The following is a 17,353-nucleotide window of genomic DNA, read 5'->3' on the forward strand; positions in this document are numbered from 1 at the left end:
ACTAAGCCTTCGCGCTGCGACCCGCGTCGATCGGTTGCATCTGGGAGAGTTGGATCTCGCGGCGGACGCGCTCCAGATCGGCGTCGACCATCATCGCCACCAGTTGCGGGAAACGAACACGAGGCTCCCAGCCGAGTTCGGCGCGGGCCTTGGCCGGATTCCCGCACAGCTCGCTCACCTCGGCCGGACGGAGAAACGCCGGATCGATCTCGACATGCTTCGCCGGATCGAGCCCGACGTGCGCGAACGCGATCTCGACCAGATCGCGTACGGAGTGCATCTCGCCCATCGACACCACGTAGTCGTCCGGTTCGTCTTGTTGCAGCATCAGCCACATCGCACGAACGTAATCGCCGGCGAAGCCCCAATCGCGACGGGCATCCAAGTTGCCGAGCTTCAGCTTGTCTTGCACGCCGAACTTGATGCGCGCCACGGCATCGGTCACCTTGCGCGTGACGAACTCTTTGCCGCGCCACGGCGATTCGTGATTGAACAAGATGCCCGAGCACGCGAACATCTCGTAGCTCTCGCGGTAGTTCACCGTGATCCAATGGCCGTAGACCTTGGCGACCCCGTAAGGGCTGCGCGGCCAAAACGGCGTCCGCTCGGATTGCGGCGTTTCTTGGACTTTGCCGAACATCTCGCTGCTGCTGGCCTGATAGAAGCGGATCGACTTGTCGACGTACTTGATCGCTTCGAGCACGCGCGTGACGCCGAGCGCCGTGACGTCGCCGGTCAGCAGCGGCTGGCCCCAACTCGTCGGCACGAAGCTTTGCGCGGCGAGGTTATAGACTTCGCGCGGGCCGACGTCGCGCAAGATGTTCACCAGCGAAAGCTGATCGGTCAGATCGGCTTGGTGGAGGTGGATTCGATCGCGCAAATGCGCGATGCGTTCGAACGTGTCGGTGCTCGAGCGGCGCACGATGCCATGCACCTCGTATCCCTCGCCGAGCAACAACTCGGAAAGATACGCGCCGTCTTGTCCGGTAATGCCCGTGATGAGCGCCGCTTTTTTCATAGAAGTCGTTTCGTCGAATGAAAGGCTCGCTGCGTCTTCCGGAGGAAGACTTGACGATCGGCTACTCCTCTAGTTACTCCTCGGCCGAATCATCTTCTCCGTCGTCCGACGCCTCTTCCGGCGCATCGACCGGCGGCGGCAGCGCTGCCGGAGCGGAAGGCTTCGCCGGCAAGTCGTCGGTCGCCGAGATTTCTTCAGGGGGCACTCGAACCACGGCCGCCAAGGTGTCTCCTTCGTCGAGCGACATGATCCGCACACCTTGCGTGTTACGCCCGATCTCGCTGACGCTCTTCGCCGTGATCCGCTGGATCTTGCCGCCGGCCGTGATCATCAATAGTTCGTCGGTCTCATAAACGCCGACGATCCCGACGACCGGGCCGTTGCGCGGGGTCGTCTTAATGTCTCGCACTCCCTTACCGCCCCGATGTTGCGTTCGATAGCGCTGGGCCGAGCTCTCGTCGTCTTCGCCTGCGTCGTCGGCGACGGGAGGTTCCGGCAAGTCGGCTTCGGCGACGTCACCCTCGACCGGCTCTTCGCTTTCGACGCGCGTGCCGGTGAGCGGATCGTTGGCACCGAACGGCGTCCGCTTGCCGTAGCCGTTGGCGCAAGCGGTCAGCAACGTCGCCTCGGGATCGGCCACGACCATGCCGATGACGGTTTGCCCCTTCGACAACTTGATCCCCTTCACGCCGCTGGTATTGCGCCCCATCGAGCGCGCATCGGCCTGGTCGAAGCGAATCGCCATCCCGCCGGACGTCGACAGCAAGATCTCGTCGCCGGTCTTCGTCACGGCCACATCGACGAGCTCGTCTTCTTCCTTGAGCTTGATCGCGATCAGGCCGGTCTTCAACGGCCGGCCGTATTGACTGAGCGGCGTTTTCTTCACGAGCCCCTTGCGAGTCGCCATGATGAGGAAATGCTCGGCGGCCGAGAAATCGCGAATCGCCGTGCAATAGGCGACCTTCTCCCCCTCCGACAAACTCAACACATTGACGATCGCCCGACCTTTACTCTCTCGGGCCAGTTGCGGCAGGTCGTATACCTTGCGCCAGTAAACCTTGCCGATGTTCGTGAAGAAGAGCAAGTAGTCGTGCGTGCTGGCGACGAAGAGGTTGCGAATCGGATCTTCGTCGTCGTTCTTCGCGCCGGTGATTCCCTTGCCGCCGCGGCGCTGCGCGCGATAGGTCGTCGTCGGCGTGCGCTTGATGTAGCCTTGGTGGCTGATCGTGACGACCATGTTCTCTTCTTCGATCAAATCTTCGAGATCGACCCCGCCCATCTCTTCCCGGCTGATCTCGGTGCGGCGCGCGTCGCCGTACTTCTTCGACATTTCTTCGAGGTCGGCCCGAATGATGTCGTAGATGTTGGCGTCGTCCCCCAAGATGCGCAGGTATTCGGCGATCTCGTTGAGCAAGTTGCGGTATTCCTCGCCGAGCTTCTCTTGTTCGAGGTTGACCAACTGGCCGAGGGTCATGCGGAGGATCGCATCCGACTGCACGGCGGTCAGCCGATACGATTGCGCCGAACCGCCGCGCTCGTTCGTGAAGTCGGCATACCCGACGTCTCCCAACGCGCGCTGCATGAGCGGGGCCGGACACTCGATCGTCATCAAACGGGTCTTGGCTTCGGCTTGCGTCGACGATGTCCGAATCACACGGATCACTTCGTCGATGTTGGCGTGCGCGAGCAGCAAGCCTTCGACCGTGTGCTTCCGTTGCCGCGCGCGGTTGAGCAAGAACTGCGTGCGCCGGCGCAACACAATCACCCGATGCCGCACGTACTCGAACAGCATTTCCTTCAAGTTCAACGTGCGCGGCTTGCCGTCGACGAGCGCCAAGAAGATCAACGAGAACGTGTCTTGCAGCGGCGAAAACTGATAGAGCTGATTGAGAACCACGTCCGGGTCGGCATCGCGCTTGATTTCGATCACGAGCCGCACCGGCTCCTTAAGATCGCTTTCGTCGCGGATGCCCGAGATCCCCTTAATGCGGTCGTCGTTCACGAGGTCGGCGATCGCCTTCACGACCCGATCGCGCGTCTGCTGAAAAGGAATCTCGGAAACGATGATCCGCTGCCGATTCTTCCCCATCTCTTCGACGCGGGCCCGAGCGCGCACCGTGACCGTGCCGCGGCCCGAGTGGTAGCCGCGACGAATACCGCTTCTGCCGCAGATGATGCCGCCGGTCGGGAAGTCCGGACCCGGAACGATGTCGAGCAGTTCGTCGATCGAGACTTCCGGATCGTCGATCAAGCGAATCGCCGCAGTGCAGACTTCGCGTAGATTATGCGGCGGGACGCTCGTCGCCATGCCGACCGCAATGCCGTTCGCGCCGTTGACCAACAGGTTCGGGAACTTGCTCGGCAGCACCGTCGGCTCAAGCCGACGTTCGTCGTAGGTCGGCGTGAAGTCGACCGTGTCGAGCTTGATGTCTTCCATCAAGAGCGCGGCGATGGGCGACATGCGCGCTTCGGTATACCGCATCGCCGCGGCAGGCAAACCGGCGATCGAGCCGAAGTTGCCTTGCTTGTCGATCAGCAAATGGCGCATGTTCCACTCTTGGGCCATGCGGACCAAGGTCGGATAGATCACGCTTTCGCCGTGCGGGTGGTAGTTGCCGCTCGTGTCGCAGGAGATCTTCGCGCATTTGACGCGTGCAGCGCCCGGCGTAAGGCTCAAGTCGTTCATCGCCACGAGAATGCGGCGCTGCGAGGGCTTCAGACCGTCGCGGACGTCGGGCAGCGCACGACTGACGATCACGCTCATCGCGTACGTCAGATAGCTTTCCTTCAATTCATCTTCGATCGCTAGGTCGACGATCGATCCGTTGCCTGCCCCCTGCATAGGGCCACCGGCATCCGAGTCGTCGGCGGGAAGGTTTTCGTCCGTGTCGTCGCCGTTGGAAGAGTCGTCGTCGGCCAAATCTACAATCCTTTATGGAGTCGAGATACCGCGTCGCTACGGCAGCTCGAAGAGGTCGCTCGTCGCGCCGCTCGCGCTCGTGCCGCGGTCGATTTTTCCGCTCTGCTTACGGCTGCTTTTCGCACGGCCTAAGCCGCGCGAAAACTCACCGATTTACCCAGAGCGGGCGAGGAATTCCGAAACCATAAATATACTGGTTTTCAGGCCGTTTCACAATTACCGAACGACGAGGGAAGCAGCCTGAAAACAGGCTCGAAAACATTCGCCGGAGAGGCCGATTTGGCCTTGCAAAATAAGGCGCCGCGCCGCGTCCGATCAGCCGGTGGGCATTAGCCCCCGGTTCGAGAGCGGATTCGGTTTCACGGGGAACGTTGGGGACCGGACGCTAACGCGTACCGGCTAATGTTCGACAACGAGGACGACCCGAAAACCGTTGCCTTGGTCGCGGCGTGAAGCACGTGTGAAGTCGCGATTCGCGCTCCGCGCCATCGCGGACGGAAAGCGGTAGTCGCCCCCTCGCACGACCCGACCGGTTCCCATGTCGGGCCCTGGAGGATCGAGCATGGGCGAGCTTTGATAGTAGTCGGCACCGTAACGATCGGCGCACCATTCCCAGACGTTGCCGTGCACGTCGTAGAGTCCGAATCCGTTAGGCGCATAACTGCCGACGGGACGTGTGCGCGGCGCGGCGGCTCCGTCGGGAGCAAGAATGCAGGCCTGCGACGGCGTGAGTTCCTCGCCGAAACAATACCGCGTCGCGGTGCCGGCGCGAGCCGCGTATTCCCATTCGGCCTCGGTCGGGAGTCGATAGCTTCGCCGAGCTTGGCGCTCGGCAGGCAGTTCCGACAGTCGTCGGCAAAAATCCGTCGCTTCGTCCCAACTCGCCATCTCGACCGGATACCGACTCGTATCGAGTGCCGCAACTTCGCCACGGCCTCCTCCCGTCGCGCAGAACCAGCTCGGGTTCTCGTTCATCACGGCGCGATACTCGGCCTGCGTCGTTTCGAACTGCGCAACGTAAAACGCTTGGGAGATGCGCACGCGATGCGACGGACGCTCATCACTGGCCTCACTGCCATCGCCGCCGCCGGCTTCGGCAGGCGAGCCCATCAAGAACTCGCCTGCCACGACGTAAACGAAGCGCATGCCGATCGAGTTGGTCGAGGCCGGCGGCGGTTCGGCGTTCACGAATCCTGCGAGAGACAAGAGCGCGAGCAGCACGCAACAGCAACGGCATCCGCAGCGACAAGACCTTTTGAAAGACGACCGCATGGTCATCTCTATAGGGGCTTGATGCGAATATTCTTCCAGCGGCATTTCGCTCCCACCGGCCAGCTTTTCCCGCCGTGGACTTGCACCGCGATGCTCCCTTCGTCGCCGATCGTGTCGATGACCTTCGCCTTATCGTAGCCCGGGCCTTCGTAGGTCTTGCCGTCCCATTCGATGATCTTCACGCCGTTGAGCCAGGTCGTCACCTTGGCGGGGCTGCCTTCGACACGGACTCGGGCCGAGTTCCAGTCGTTGATCTTCCAGGCCTTCGTCCACTCGTCGCCCGTGCAGGTGTAGTCGACCTTCACCGGAGTCGCGACAGGCTTCGTCGTGATCGAGGTCAGGTTCTTCGCAGCGTCGACGACGCCGTTGATGTTGAACGCGCGGGTATTGAAGCCGCCGGTCCCTTCACCATACACGTGGCCCACATCGCCGGCGTCGTGGTAGTCGACCATCATTTGCAGGCACTTACCGGTTTCGTTCGACCGCAGAAACAAGCCGCTGCAAATGCCCCAGTCGGGTTTGAGGTCGATCTCGAGCTCGAAGTCCTTAAACTTTCGATCGGTGAGCAAGATGCCGCCGTTGCCGCTCCCGGGAGGATCTTGTTGCCCGGTGATCGCCCCTCCTTCGACGGTCCATTGCCCGCCGGTGCCGTGGCCGATCTTATCGGCGTTCTTATGCCAGCCGGCGAGAGTTTTACCGTCGAACAGTTCGATCCAGCCCTCTGCGGCAACGCAACGATTCGCGCCGGCGGCGCCGATGATGCTTGCGAGCATCGCCCCGAGGAGAACCGAAGTCGAAACTCGACGCCTGTGGTAAAGCGGCAACATCATGGCGCAAACTCCTCACGACACTGGAAAAACTCAGAGCAAAAGCGATACGTTCGTTTCCGCCGGCAGTATGCGCCGACGGATTACCGTCGTCAATCAAATGTCTTTCGGCGAAATTTGACCCGAGCCCGACCGCGACGTAGATATCCATTGTGCCTTTAACGGCCGCGGGTTCGACACTCACTTCTCTCTCGTATCGTTTCTCATCTCACCCCACGGACTTCCAACAGTCCAAACGTTCGCTTCGTCTTTGAAAGCATCTGCCATGAGCACCCACCTACTGGAAAGCTACGGAATGCAAATCCTCGAAGGCGGACTCTCCGCCGACGACCAGTTGCGATGGCAGGTGCGGGAACTATTGTCGGGCCTTTATCCGGCCGGCCCTTTCGAGCGCCGCACCGAGCAGCGCTACCCGTTTCCGAAGTTGATTCGGTTGCGGCCCGTCGGTACCGACGGCACCACGACGATCGGCCCGCTGCTGACCGTATCGGGCAAGCAAATCTCGGAGGCAGGGCTCAGCTTTTTCCATCCCGAGCCCCTGCCCTATCGGCTCGTCGTGGCCTCGCTCGAGAAACCGAACCGCGGCCGTTGCGAGTTGCTGCTCGATGTCGATTGGTGCCGCTTCACGCAAGCCGGTTGGTACGAAATCGGGGGCAAATTCGTGCGCACCGGAGTCGACGAACTTCCGCAGGCACGCACCGCGAGCTAAGCGGCGTGCTCTTCGTTCGGCAATTGTAGCGTGGCGTCGAAGCGCCGGCGTAGATCATCCGAGCGCTCTTTCGTCCACCAGGCGAAAAACTCCTGAGTCGCTCCGGTTACCGAATTCCGTTCGCCGGCGATGAGTTCTTCGAGCAGCTGGGCGAGCGACGGGTCGTCCCACTCGCTCTTCCACGCTTCGTAATGCGCGAGTGCCGAGGCGTGGTCGTTCACCGTGCCGAGCAGCGCTTGCACCTTCTCGATGTCGGCATAGAGATCCTTGCGCAATTCCGGCCCGAACGCGGCCGAGAAGTATTCCATCGCATAGCGAAGTTGCTTCCCTTCGATGCGAAAGTGATGCAACAGGGTCGTGTCCGACATATCGGCCGCACCGGCCGCGAAAAACACATCGACCGCACGCGACAGTCCATGTCGAGCCCAGGCCGAAAAGGTCGTCTCCTGCGAATGCTTCGGGGCACGCACTTTTTCGATCAGCGTGTGCAAATCTTCGTGGAACCCGCGCTTCTTCAACTTGCGATGCAACCGCACGATCGGCTTTTGCGCTGCGACCCGCAATTCGGCGATCCGCTCCGTCAGCGGTTTCAGGCGTTCGGCATCGGGATGCGCAACGAGCCTGCCGAGCAGCACATCGAAGTCGCGGGCTTCGCCGGCTCGACGTCGCAGCTTATGGAGCTTGGCTTCGATCTTCGTCGCTTTGCGGCGCGGCAAGAGCTCGGCATAGCCTTGCATCGCAGCCATCGCCCGTCGCACGGCGACGCGCAACTGATGAACCGGCCGAGTCGCCCCTTCTTTCGCTTTCGCCGCAGCGGCCGACCACTTCCACACCGGCTCCAGTCGGCGCTCGAGCGTCGCCTGAGCGGCCTGCGAGGCCGGCATTTCCGGGCGCAGATCGCTCATCCACTTACCGCTTTTCTCGCTGCTCTTCGTCATGGTCGTCATCGGAGAATAGATCGCTTCGAAAACCGTGGCTCGTTGAAGGTCGCTGCCGCTACTCTGCGCCGGTCGCTTTCGGAGCTTCGGCCGGCTTGTCGTCTTTCTTCTTTTCCGTCTCTTCAGCAGGTTCTTTCTTCTTCGGCTCGGCCGGGCCGATCTGCTCGGCCAAGAGATCCCACAAGGCGTCGCCATGCGCGTGGAGCGAGACGACCTTGCCCGTCCGGTCGATTAAGATCGCACGGGGAATGCTCATGATGCCGTATTGCAGCGCGAGCGGTTGGTCCCAGCCTCCCGACTTGGCGGCGGCGTCTTTCGTCGTGTCGTCGAACAGCGTGATCCAGGGCAACTCTTCGCGCTTAAGAAAGTCGACCAACCGCGAACGATTGTCGTCGAGACTGATGCCGACCACTTCGAAGCCCCGCCCGTGATATTTGGCGTAGCAATCCTTCAGCGTCGGCAGCTCCGCCATGCAAGGGCCGCACCAAGTCGCCCAGAAGTCGACCAGCACGACCTTCCCCTTCAACTCCTTCAAGTCAAACGGCTTCCCTTCCACCGTCTTCGCCGCAACGTCCATCGCTTGACCGGGGAGCGACAACAAGCGCGCCGCGCCGGCGAGTCGCTTCGAGTTCTCGACCACGGCGGGTTCGTCGCTCGTGGCAAATGCGGCCGCGAATTCGATATAGGCTTCGGCCGCCTGCTTCGTCAGCCCGACCGATTCGGCCAAGAGCGCCGTTTGAAACGCCAAGCTCAAGTTGCGCGAATCGAGCTTCGCGGTGCGCACATGTTGCCGCACTTCGGCCACGAGCTTTTCGACCACGGGGAGATTTCCCCGATCGATCTCTTGCAGCCGAGTCGCAAGCTCGTAGATCTTCGCCAGCGGCGGGACGAACGGACGCTTATCGGCCAGCAGATCGTTGTGGTACTTCTTCATTCGCTCGGTCGCCCCGGCGGCTTCGACGCGTCGCAGCATGCGCAAGGCGGCGAGCTTCTCGCCGATCGCGCGCGTCTGCTCTTCTTCGGTTCCGGCGGTCCCGATCTTGTCGACCGCCGCGGCGACCGCTTCGTAAACGCGATTCAGATGCGCGACGACGGCCGGCAAGTCGCGTCCCGGCGGCTGCAGCTTCTTCGTCTTGTCGATAAACTCGAGCAACTCGGCAGGGGTGCCGCTGGGGATTACGATCGGCTCGGCCTTAGCGACCGCTGCCGCCGGTGGTTTCGCAGCCGCTCCGTCTTGCGCGGCGGCATCGGCGGCCGTGCCGCAAGCCAGGCCGACGCAAACGATCGTCCACGTCGGCTTCCATCGTTCGAAGAGTCGCATGCGAACCGCTCCCGCCGAGAATTAGGTAATCACTGAGCGTATCGCGCCGGCGCGGTGAAAACAAACCTCGAAAGGAGGGCTAAGCGATCGTCCGTCCCCCGTCGACCGGGAGACAAACGCCGGTTATGAACTCGTTTTCCACCAGCGCAAGCACCGCCGCGGCGACATGCTGCGGGCTCCCTTCGTGTTTCACCAACGTTCCTGCAATTGCTTGCCGGCGTTCGTCTTCCGTCAACTCCGGCGGCAGCATCACAGGGCCGGGCAAGACTGCATTCACACGCACTTTCGGATTTCGTGCCGCGAGCTCGACGGCGAACATCCGGGTCGTGGTCGGAATGGCCCCCTTCGAGGGAAAATAGGCGGCATAGTCCCGATACGGCCGCTCGGTCGCCCAATCGCCGACGTTCACGATGACGCCCCCTTCGGGCTGCGCGACCATCTGCAAGCCGACGCTGCGGCAACAGAGAAACGTGCTGAGCGTGTTGGCCTCGAAGTGCTCGCGCACATCGGCGGCCCGGACCTCTTCCAACGGTTTCGATTTCCAAATCGCGGCGCAGTTCACCAACACATCGATCCGCCCGAACCGCGCAACGACTTCCCCGACGATCCGCTCGACGACGACTTCCTCGGACAAGTCCCCCACGACGACCATCGCCTGAGCACCATCGGCCTCGAGCTCGGCAACCGTCGCCCGAGCCTCGTCGACGGACAGATGCGCATGCACGACCACGGCATACCCACGCGCAGCGAGCGCCCGCACGACGAAGTTCCCGACCCGCTTGGCACCGCTGCCGGTGACGAGGGCGACTTTCGTGTTGTCATGCCTCGCAGCATCGGAGCGATGAGTCTTCGACAAGGAGCTCATTACAAGGGGAACTCCTGTGTCGATCCTAAAAATTGCACGTCATTATCCTCGATAAAGATCGCCTTCAACTCCGAATTCATCCGGCCGACGACCTCCGTCGTGTCGATGAATCGCAGTCGCTTCCAACTCCATTTCCTATCGGGCAGCGCTTGCACCGTGACACACAGATCCAAGCCACCGGCTTCCATCTCGACACCATAGACGCAAAGAAGGAAGCGAAGAGACTCGACTCGTATTCCGACAGCCCATCCCCAATCCTCGGAACCGAGGAAGTCGATCGTCCAACCTCGTTCGGAAAGTTTCCTTTGCAAGTAAAGGCAAAGCGACTTGCCGTACATGCCTTCGTTGACGATATCCTCATCTTCACCGGGTAAGATCGTGAACTTATCGGAACGGATGTGAAAGAACGGACTGGTGCTCATACTTCCGTCGGTAAAGATTCGTTTTGCAGGAACCTAAATGTGCGTTCGTCGAAATGAGCGAGCGTCGCCGACGACCACCATCGCCGCAACACCATCGGCCTGAAGTTCCGCAGCCGTCGCACGAGCCTCGTCGTGGCACCGCTATCGGTGACGAGGGCGACTTTGGAGCGAGCGGCGGACGGTTCTAGTGGATGTGGCATGAGATACTTGAATCGACTTTCATCACGACGATTCTGTTTATTTATCCATATTCAAAGAGGGCGTAACCATCTCATTTGAAGTGCGATCCTTCTGAGATATAGCTGGATTTTCTCCTCGCAACTTCTTTTCATAGCCGAGCATGGTGCCGACGTAGCCATGGATCGTCTTTGTATGGTTGTTACCTAATGTGAAACCTCCATCGATATAGAAAATCTCTCCCTTGTCGGCCTTTAGCTGTTCTTCCGTGAAGCCTCTACCCATCGGGAAACCATTCTGTATCGAAGTGCCGTCTTCGTAGCTCGCTGTTTGCTTATGCCATTCATGGAAGGGCTGCAAGGACTTCACTCGCAAGGTACCATCGGCTTGAATTGCATAGGTAAATCTACCGTCCTTTACGTGAATACGTTGACCACGTGCCGGATCGAGAATGATTTTGATATCACCGGTAAAACCATTCGGTATGACCAAATGAACCGGTGTTTCATCAAGAAAGCAACCGCGCAAGCAAACCCAAAATAGAGCCACGACGATCAGCAACTGAGCGTACTTGCGAAACATCGAAGAACTCATGAGCAAGAAACGCGAGACCTCATGGCCACATCAAGCAACGTGCGTTTGTTGAAGCCATTAGAACATGGAGTCGTCCTGCTTGGCGAGCACCTTCGGCGTCACCCCTTTGAGCTCAGCGGCACCACTCCGTCCCAATGCGGCGGCGGGGTTCTGCCGTGTTGGGCGATAAAGACCGTGAGGAAGTCTTTCACTCGGTCTCTCGCCGGTACGGCGTGGAGCATTTCCAGCGCTTCGCTCCAGTTGCCGGCGATGAAGTGGTCGAGTCCTTGCTCGTAGTTCGCGATGTGTTCATCCGTCAGCGGCGAGGTCGGGCCCATCGGGGGCAGGAGCTCGCTCACTTCGACGAACCCGTCGGTTCCATAGGGGCGCACCCGCGCGACGCGTCGGCAGCGCGCGATCGTCGGCGAGACGCTGCTGCGGACCATCACGGCCGTCGCTTCGTCGAGCAGGATCGGCGCGTGCAGGAGCTTCGTCATCCCTTCCAAGCGCGAAGCGAGGTTCACGACCGGCCCGAAGACCGTGACCTTCACTTGATCGACGGTGCCGATGCGCCCGGCGACGGCGCGGCCCGAGGCGAGCCCGACCCCCATGCGGAAATCGGCCAAGGGATGGCCGGGCTGCGTCGAGGCCGTTTCCAGTTCGCGGCGCACCGCGAGCGCCGCGTTGCACGCGCGCACGACGGCATCGTGCTGCGGCAAGGGCCAGCCCCAGAAACCCATCGCGGCATCGCCGTGAAAGTCGCCGAGCACGCCCCCCTGCTCCAAAATCTGATGCGTCATTACGCCGAGAGCCCGACTCACGCGCTCGAGCAACCCGAGCAGATCGTCGGCGTTGCGCTGCATGGCGAGCGTGAAGCCGCGGAGATCGCAGAACATCACGCAGACATCGGCCTCGCGCGGCGCGAGCACGAGATCGGGATCGGCCGTTTGCATCGCGCCGAGCACGGCCGGCGCAAAGAAGTTGCTCAGCGCCGCTTGGCGACGTCGCAAGTGCTCGCTCTGTCGGAGCGCCGCTAAGACCGAGGCGACGAGCTCGCTGAACTTCACGTCTTCGCGCAAATCGGAAGGATCGCTCGGCGTGACGCTCAAGCCGGCCGGCCCGTGGTAGCGACCGGCGACATACAGGCTCCAGCCGCGACAAGCCTCGCCGACGATCGGCGTGCAGAAAGCCCAATCGGCTTCTTCGGTCATCGTAAACGAGCCGCTCGTGCCGGAGGTGCCGGTGTTCCACACATGCAACACGCTTTGCTTCCGCCGGATCGCTTCGAGAATCAAACGCTGGCTCGGTTGGAAATCGCCGGCCGTGTGGTGGCGACGGTCCCAGTGCAACACGCGCACTTGCTCGCGCCCCGTCGGGTGCGACTTCGTATCTTCGGGATCGGCGACTTCCGCTTCGACCGCGGTGATGGCGACGACGTTGGCCCGCGCGATGCCGGAGAGGAGCAGATTGACGAGGCGCACGAACAGCTCTTCGTCGTTGCCGGCCCCGGAGATCACTTCCGGGAGGCGACTCAAAACTTCGAGCCGCTGGTCGGCGTTGCGGTAGCGAACCCGTTCGAGATATTGAGGACTGAACGTTTTCTCTTCGAGCGGCTGCGGACCTTCACGGCCGACGCGAATGCGGTCGTCGGCGAAAGTGAACGTCGTTTCGCCGATGACGAAATGCTCGCCGGGCCGAAGCTCGAACTCCGCCGGATCGTTTCCGCCGACGAAGACGGGATTGCGGGCGGTCGGCAAACGCCGGACGAAAAGCTTTCCCTTGCGCAGCACGAGCTCGCAATGACGGCGCGAGATCCGTTCGTCCCAAGTGACCGACCAAGCGCCGCAATCGCGGCCGAGCGTCACCGCTTCGTCGGGCACGAGCGTGCGACGCCAGCGGTGATGCGGTCGTGAGCCTTGGGCGATTAGGTCGGCCATCGGGAAGCAGCGCTTTCGGCAAACGACGAGACTTTTCTAGAGGCCATCGGGTCCACGTGTTTTTTCATTCGGCTTATGAATCAACGTCGCCGCGGCCGGACGGGTCGCCGCGGTAATGCCGACGACGCCGGAATCGGAATTCGAAGAAGGTTGCGTCGTCGAACTCAGGCTCGCGCCGGCGAGGCCCGTATAGCGGCGCAAGAACTTCGTGAACTCGTTCTGCGGAGCTTCGTTGAGCACGATCATGACGAAGCCCCACAGCGCAGTGACCACGGCAATGACGACGCCGAGCGCCGTCAGACCGTAGCGCATGAGCTTCCGACCGAGCTCTTGAGCCGGGCGAAGCGCCTCAGCATAAGGTTCTTGCACGATCACGACCCAACCGGTCGCTCCCGCCTCCGGCGGACGCCCGGCGACGACGACCGGTTGAAACGCCGCGAGCCAACGATTGTTCGCGCCGTGGTCGAGCGGATCGTGGTAGTTGTTATCGTTCTCCAGAGCGGTCGCGGCTTTCGCGCTTGCGGGATCGGAGGAGGTCGCCAGGCGCGTCAGCTTCTGCAAGCGCTCGACTCCGGCGGCGTCGAAGTAGGCGGGCTCGGCATTCGGTTCGCCGATGTGCGAGGCGAGATGAGGATGTTCGAGGATCGCGCCGGCGCGATTGTCGGAATCTTTCTTGCTGTCGACGAGGACCGCGACTTGGCTGCGCTGCGAAGCGCCATCGGCGCGGAGCTCCGCGAACTTCCCGATCGCCACGGTTACGGAAAGCACGCCGATCACTTTGCGCGCCGCAAGCTCCGGCTCCGTGCTCCAGATCGGAACCGAGAACGCGACTTTGCGTTCTTGCGTCGACTGGCTGACGAAGACGTTCGAGAGATGCGCGACGCGGATCGGCTCGATGTTCGGAGTCCCTTCCGGAAGCCCGCCGCGACCGTTGAAGTAATCGCGAAACGCGTAGTTCTTGCCGACCGTCTTCGCGTCGTATGGAACGCGGGCCACTTGATTGCCGCGGCCGTCGAGCATCGCCCAGCTCGCGGCCTCGATCTCCGGATACTCGCGGTCGAGTCGCTCGACCCAAGCTTGCAGCAGCTTGCCGTCGGCGGGAGTGATTTTCGGTACGGCTGCCACGCGCGTAAAAATCTCGCGCAAGTCCCGATCGCCGGCCTCTTCTTCGAGCGTCTGCCAACGGCGGTCGATCTGTCCCGCCACCGTTTCGGCGACGAACTGCGCGGCGAAGTCGTTGGTCTCGATCGCGCGGCGGGAGAGCGCTTCATCCGACTCGCGCACCGCAGTGCCGTAGACGCTCCAAGCAAACCAAGTAACGACGGCCAGCAACACCGCCGGACCGATCGCACCGAGCACGAGCAGCGGCCGACGCGATTGCCGGAGCGAGCGCGCATCGAGCGCGTTGAGTACCGCTTGCGGATTCGGATAGCGGCGCGCCGGGTTCGGATGTAAGCAGCGCGAGATGATATCGCTTAGATCGCGATCGACGCCGGAGACCTGCCGATGCCTGGTCGGCGAAGGGGCGTGCATGATGTACTTGCGATACGCCGCGAGCTTTTCGGGCAGGCCCGGATGCCGCTCGAATTGCGCAAGGCTTTCGGGCGTTCGTTGCGGCGGCTCGCCGGTGAGCATGCTGTAGAGTAGCGCGCCGAGCGCGTAAACATCCCACCGGGCGTCGGGCACGGCGTTCAAGTCGGCTTGCTCGGGAGCCATGTAGAAGAGCGTGCCGAGCGCCGGAGTTTGTTCGTGCGAAAGGCGGGCCTGGCCGAAGTCGGCCAAGCGCGGGCGGTGGTCTTGGTCGAGTAGGACGTTGCCCGGCTTGAGGTCGCAGTGCAGTACGCCTTTGTCGTGGGCGTGAATGAGGCCGATCGTAATGTCTCGAAACAGCCCCAAGGCTTCCGCAACGGGAATCGTCCCCTTCTGCATCCGGTCGGCAAGCGAGCCGTTTTCGAGATACTCCATCACGTAGTAAGGGGGCGACGCATCCCAGCCGACGTCGATCAGCTGAACGACATAGCGATCTGCGAACAGAAACGCGAGCTTCTCCACCTCGCGCGAAAGGAGCGACCAATCGACGCCGCCGCGATGAACATAGAACTTGATCGCGGTGCGCCGGCCGGTGTTGCGATCGATCGCCACCCACACTTCGCCGTAGGCTCCGGCCCCGAGGAACCGCTCGATCTCGTAGCCGGGCACTTCGGTCGGCGGGCGCAAACGCTGCGAGCTGCGCTGCTGTGCGCGAGCGAGATCGTCGGGATCTTGCGAGATGGTAGGATCGTGCGACACGCGATATTCCTAACGGCGGGCGCGCTTTTCCGGCGGCGAGCGGAACAGCCTCGTTTCCACTATATCAGGCACCGGCGGCAAGGGACTACCCGCCGCGGCGAATTACGGCGGAGTTGAGCTCGCGATCGACCGCGGCAATTGCCGGCGGCAACGAAGAAAGCCGTAGCCGATCGACTGGCATCGATCGGCTACGGCTCTTGGATTTCACGAACAACGACGGCCGCGAATTTCGGAGAATTCGCAACGGCTCTACTTCGGAGCCGCTTCCTTCGCTTCCTTGAGCAGGGCATCGATCGAGATTAGATCGTCGGCGACTTCCAGCTTTTTCGGAGTCGGAGCTTCATTGCCGAGCAAATTCTTTTCGACGAAGCCCGGCTTTTCGAAAACCGGCTTGGCTTCCGCGGCTTTCACGTCGGCGGGCTCGCCGGTGCTCGTCTCGATTTTGCTGGCTTGCGCGCCGCTCGGTTTCGCAGGCTTGCTCTCAGCGTCTGGTTTTTTCGCACCGTTATCTTCGGGCGAGCTCAATTTCAGCGACGACGCCGGCACGGTCTCTTGCTTATAGATAAACCGGCGCGTGGGTGTCGGCGGTGTCGGTGCTTGCGTCGGAGTCGGTTGCGACTCCAGGTCGACATCTTCCTCTTCCGGCAGCAGCTCCAGATCGGCGTCTTTGAGTTCCGTCTTGGGCTCGGGCGGCGCTAAGGTCGGCTCCTTCGTCGACTTCAATGTCCCCTCGGCTTTGTTGCCGGTGAGAATCGTCATGTTCGAAACGACCGTGCCGTTTTCTTCCCACGAACGCCAGTTGCCTCCTTCGAGGCCCATCACGTATTCGCCGGAGATTTCCTTGAGCCCGTGGGAATACCACCAAGTCCAAGGTCCATCTTGCTTGCCCGCGACGAAGCTCCCTTCGATAGCCTTGTTCCCGTTTTCGTGGTACCAGGTGAACTTGCCGTCGGCTTTGTCGTCGGTGTAGTTCCCCTCGAGGATCTTGAGCCCTTCGAGATTCCAGGCGACGAATTTGCCGTGGCGTTGATCGCGTCCGATCTTGCCGATGATCTTAACTTCCGTCGTCCCCTTCCACCAATTCTCGTTGACTTCGAGAACATCTTTGGCGAAGAGCGTTTCACATTCCGATTTCACTTCGCCGGTAGGGTAGTGCTCGACCTTGACCGCGTGTCGGAAGCCCTGCACGAATTCTTCTTGCTTCACGGCGACTTCGTTCTTATCGTACTCCACGGCCTTGCCGTCGAGCTCGCCGAGTTGATATTCGAGTTCGCGGAACTTCCTGCCGTTGGGCCTCCAAGAGACCGATTTGCCGTGACGTCGGCCGTCGTGAAATTCGGCCGCGCTGACTTGGCGCTTCTTCGCATCGAGCACGATCCACATGCCGTCGAGCTTGCCGTCGGCGAATTCTCCGGTCGACGTGAACGGAGCTTCGAAGCCGAGACTGATCGCGGTCGCGAAAGCTTCGGCGGTTTCTTCTTCGGAATAGAAGCGGATCCATTTGCCGCTTTGCGCGCCGGCGATGAACTGACCGCGACCGATCAGCTTGCCCGACTCGTCCCACTTGGCCCACGGGCCGTGGTTGAAGAAGTTTCCTTGATCGTCTTGAGCGACGTAGCGTTCGACTTTCAACGTGCGGTTCGGATAACGCTCGGAGATCTTCTCTTTTTGTCCGACTTTCACGGGTGCCGGGATGCTCGAAGCCAGCGGTGCCGAATCGAGCTGAATCACGGCGGGCGCCGCGGCATCGGTAGCAACGAGATCGAACGGTTCCTGTTCGGCACCGACGCACAACGGGCTCCAGGTCGCCAGAATTCCCAGCGCGAGACCGCAATTGCGGCGGGCAGTTCGGGTGATCATCGCTATTCTCCGGCGCTTCGTGGCTCGAAACGCGTTTCATCACTGTTCGGAAATTCGGCCGTCGAATCGATACGACGAGCAAGACCGGTATATTCAGAACAAGTCATCGTCACGGCATAGCAAGAACATCCAGAGTTTTCATTCGCGATTGGTAATCTCTTCCTAAATCACCTATTTTCGAGCCCTCGTTCGCTCGGATTCACTGCCGGCAGAAGTCGTTGCTAG

Annotated in this window: 13 protein-coding genes; 1 reads left to right on the top strand and 12 read right to left on the bottom strand. The window is 61.4% G+C overall.

What is annotated here, in order from left to right; genetic code table 11:
- Position 1 precedes the first annotated feature (1 nt).
- The 4 genes from gmd to K8U03_08300 form a co-directional block, all read right to left on the bottom strand.
- Positions 2-1,018, bottom strand: coding sequence for a GDP-mannose 4,6-dehydratase (gene gmd, locus K8U03_08285; GenBank protein MCE9604884.1), 1,017 nt, complete (start codon positions 1,016-1,018; stop codon positions 2-4).
- 73 nt (positions 1,019-1,091) lie between these two features.
- Positions 1,092-3,860, bottom strand: a complete 2,769-nt coding sequence (gene gyrA, locus K8U03_08290) for a DNA gyrase subunit A (protein ID MCE9604885.1) — start codon at positions 3,858-3,860, stop codon at positions 1,092-1,094.
- A 477-nt stretch (positions 3,861-4,337) separates the two neighbouring features.
- Positions 4,338-5,126 (bottom strand): formylglycine-generating enzyme family protein, encoded by a 789-nt coding sequence (locus K8U03_08295; GenBank protein MCE9604886.1) that lies wholly within the window; start codon positions 5,124-5,126, stop codon positions 4,338-4,340.
- 92 nt (positions 5,127-5,218) lie between these two features.
- On the bottom strand, positions 5,219-6,040 hold the full coding sequence (locus tag K8U03_08300) for a DUF1080 domain-containing protein (protein MCE9604887.1): 822 nt from the start codon (positions 6,038-6,040) through the stop codon (positions 5,219-5,221).
- A 262-nt stretch (positions 6,041-6,302) separates the two neighbouring features.
- Here K8U03_08300 and K8U03_08305 point away from each other — a divergent pair, with 262 nt between their 5' ends.
- Positions 6,303-6,746 carry a hypothetical protein gene (locus K8U03_08305; protein ID MCE9604888.1) on the top strand — a complete coding sequence of 148 codons (444 nt, stop codon included), beginning with the start codon at positions 6,303-6,305 and terminating at the stop codon, positions 6,744-6,746.
- Here the strand turns inward: K8U03_08305 and K8U03_08310 are convergent.
- The 8 genes from K8U03_08310 to K8U03_08345 form a co-directional block, all read right to left on the bottom strand.
- Entirely contained in the window at positions 6,743-7,693 is a 951-nt protein-coding gene (locus tag K8U03_08310) for a CHAD domain-containing protein (GenBank protein ID MCE9604889.1), read from the bottom strand. The two genes, K8U03_08305 and K8U03_08310, sit on opposite strands and share 4 nt — an antisense overlap.
- Before the next feature lie 49 nt (positions 7,694-7,742).
- Complete coding sequence (locus tag K8U03_08315; protein ID MCE9604890.1) at positions 7,743-9,005, bottom strand: TlpA family protein disulfide reductase; 1,263 nt, start codon at positions 9,003-9,005, stop codon at positions 7,743-7,745.
- 79 nt (positions 9,006-9,084) lie between these two features.
- On the bottom strand, positions 9,085-9,870 hold the full coding sequence (locus K8U03_08320) for an SDR family oxidoreductase (protein MCE9604891.1): 786 nt from the start codon (positions 9,868-9,870) through the stop codon (positions 9,085-9,087).
- Positions 9,870-10,292 carry a hypothetical protein gene (locus K8U03_08325; protein MCE9604892.1) on the bottom strand — a complete coding sequence of 141 codons (423 nt, stop codon included), beginning with the start codon at positions 10,290-10,292 and terminating at the stop codon, positions 9,870-9,872. The genes K8U03_08320 and K8U03_08325 overlap by 1 nt, the downstream gene beginning before the upstream one ends.
- Before the next feature lie 237 nt (positions 10,293-10,529).
- On the bottom strand, positions 10,530-11,051 hold the full coding sequence (locus tag K8U03_08330; protein ID MCE9604893.1) for a hypothetical protein: 522 nt from the start codon (positions 11,049-11,051) through the stop codon (positions 10,530-10,532).
- A 110-nt stretch (positions 11,052-11,161) separates the two neighbouring features.
- Complete coding sequence (locus K8U03_08335) at positions 11,162-12,979, bottom strand: adenylate/guanylate cyclase domain-containing protein (protein MCE9604894.1); 1,818 nt, start codon at positions 12,977-12,979, stop codon at positions 11,162-11,164.
- A 36-nt stretch (positions 12,980-13,015) separates the two neighbouring features.
- Positions 13,016-15,268, bottom strand: coding sequence for a protein kinase (locus tag K8U03_08340; GenBank protein ID MCE9604895.1), 2,253 nt, complete (start codon positions 15,266-15,268; stop codon positions 13,016-13,018).
- A gap of 249 nt (positions 15,269-15,517) precedes the next feature.
- Positions 15,518-17,128, bottom strand: coding sequence for a hypothetical protein (locus K8U03_08345; GenBank protein MCE9604896.1), 1,611 nt, complete (start codon positions 17,126-17,128; stop codon positions 15,518-15,520).
- Positions 17,129-17,353: the final 225 nt, after the last annotated feature.

It is taken from the genome of Planctomycetia bacterium, from assembly GCA_021413845.1.
Lineage (GTDB): Bacteria > Planctomycetota > Planctomycetia > Pirellulales > PNKZ01 > PNKZ01.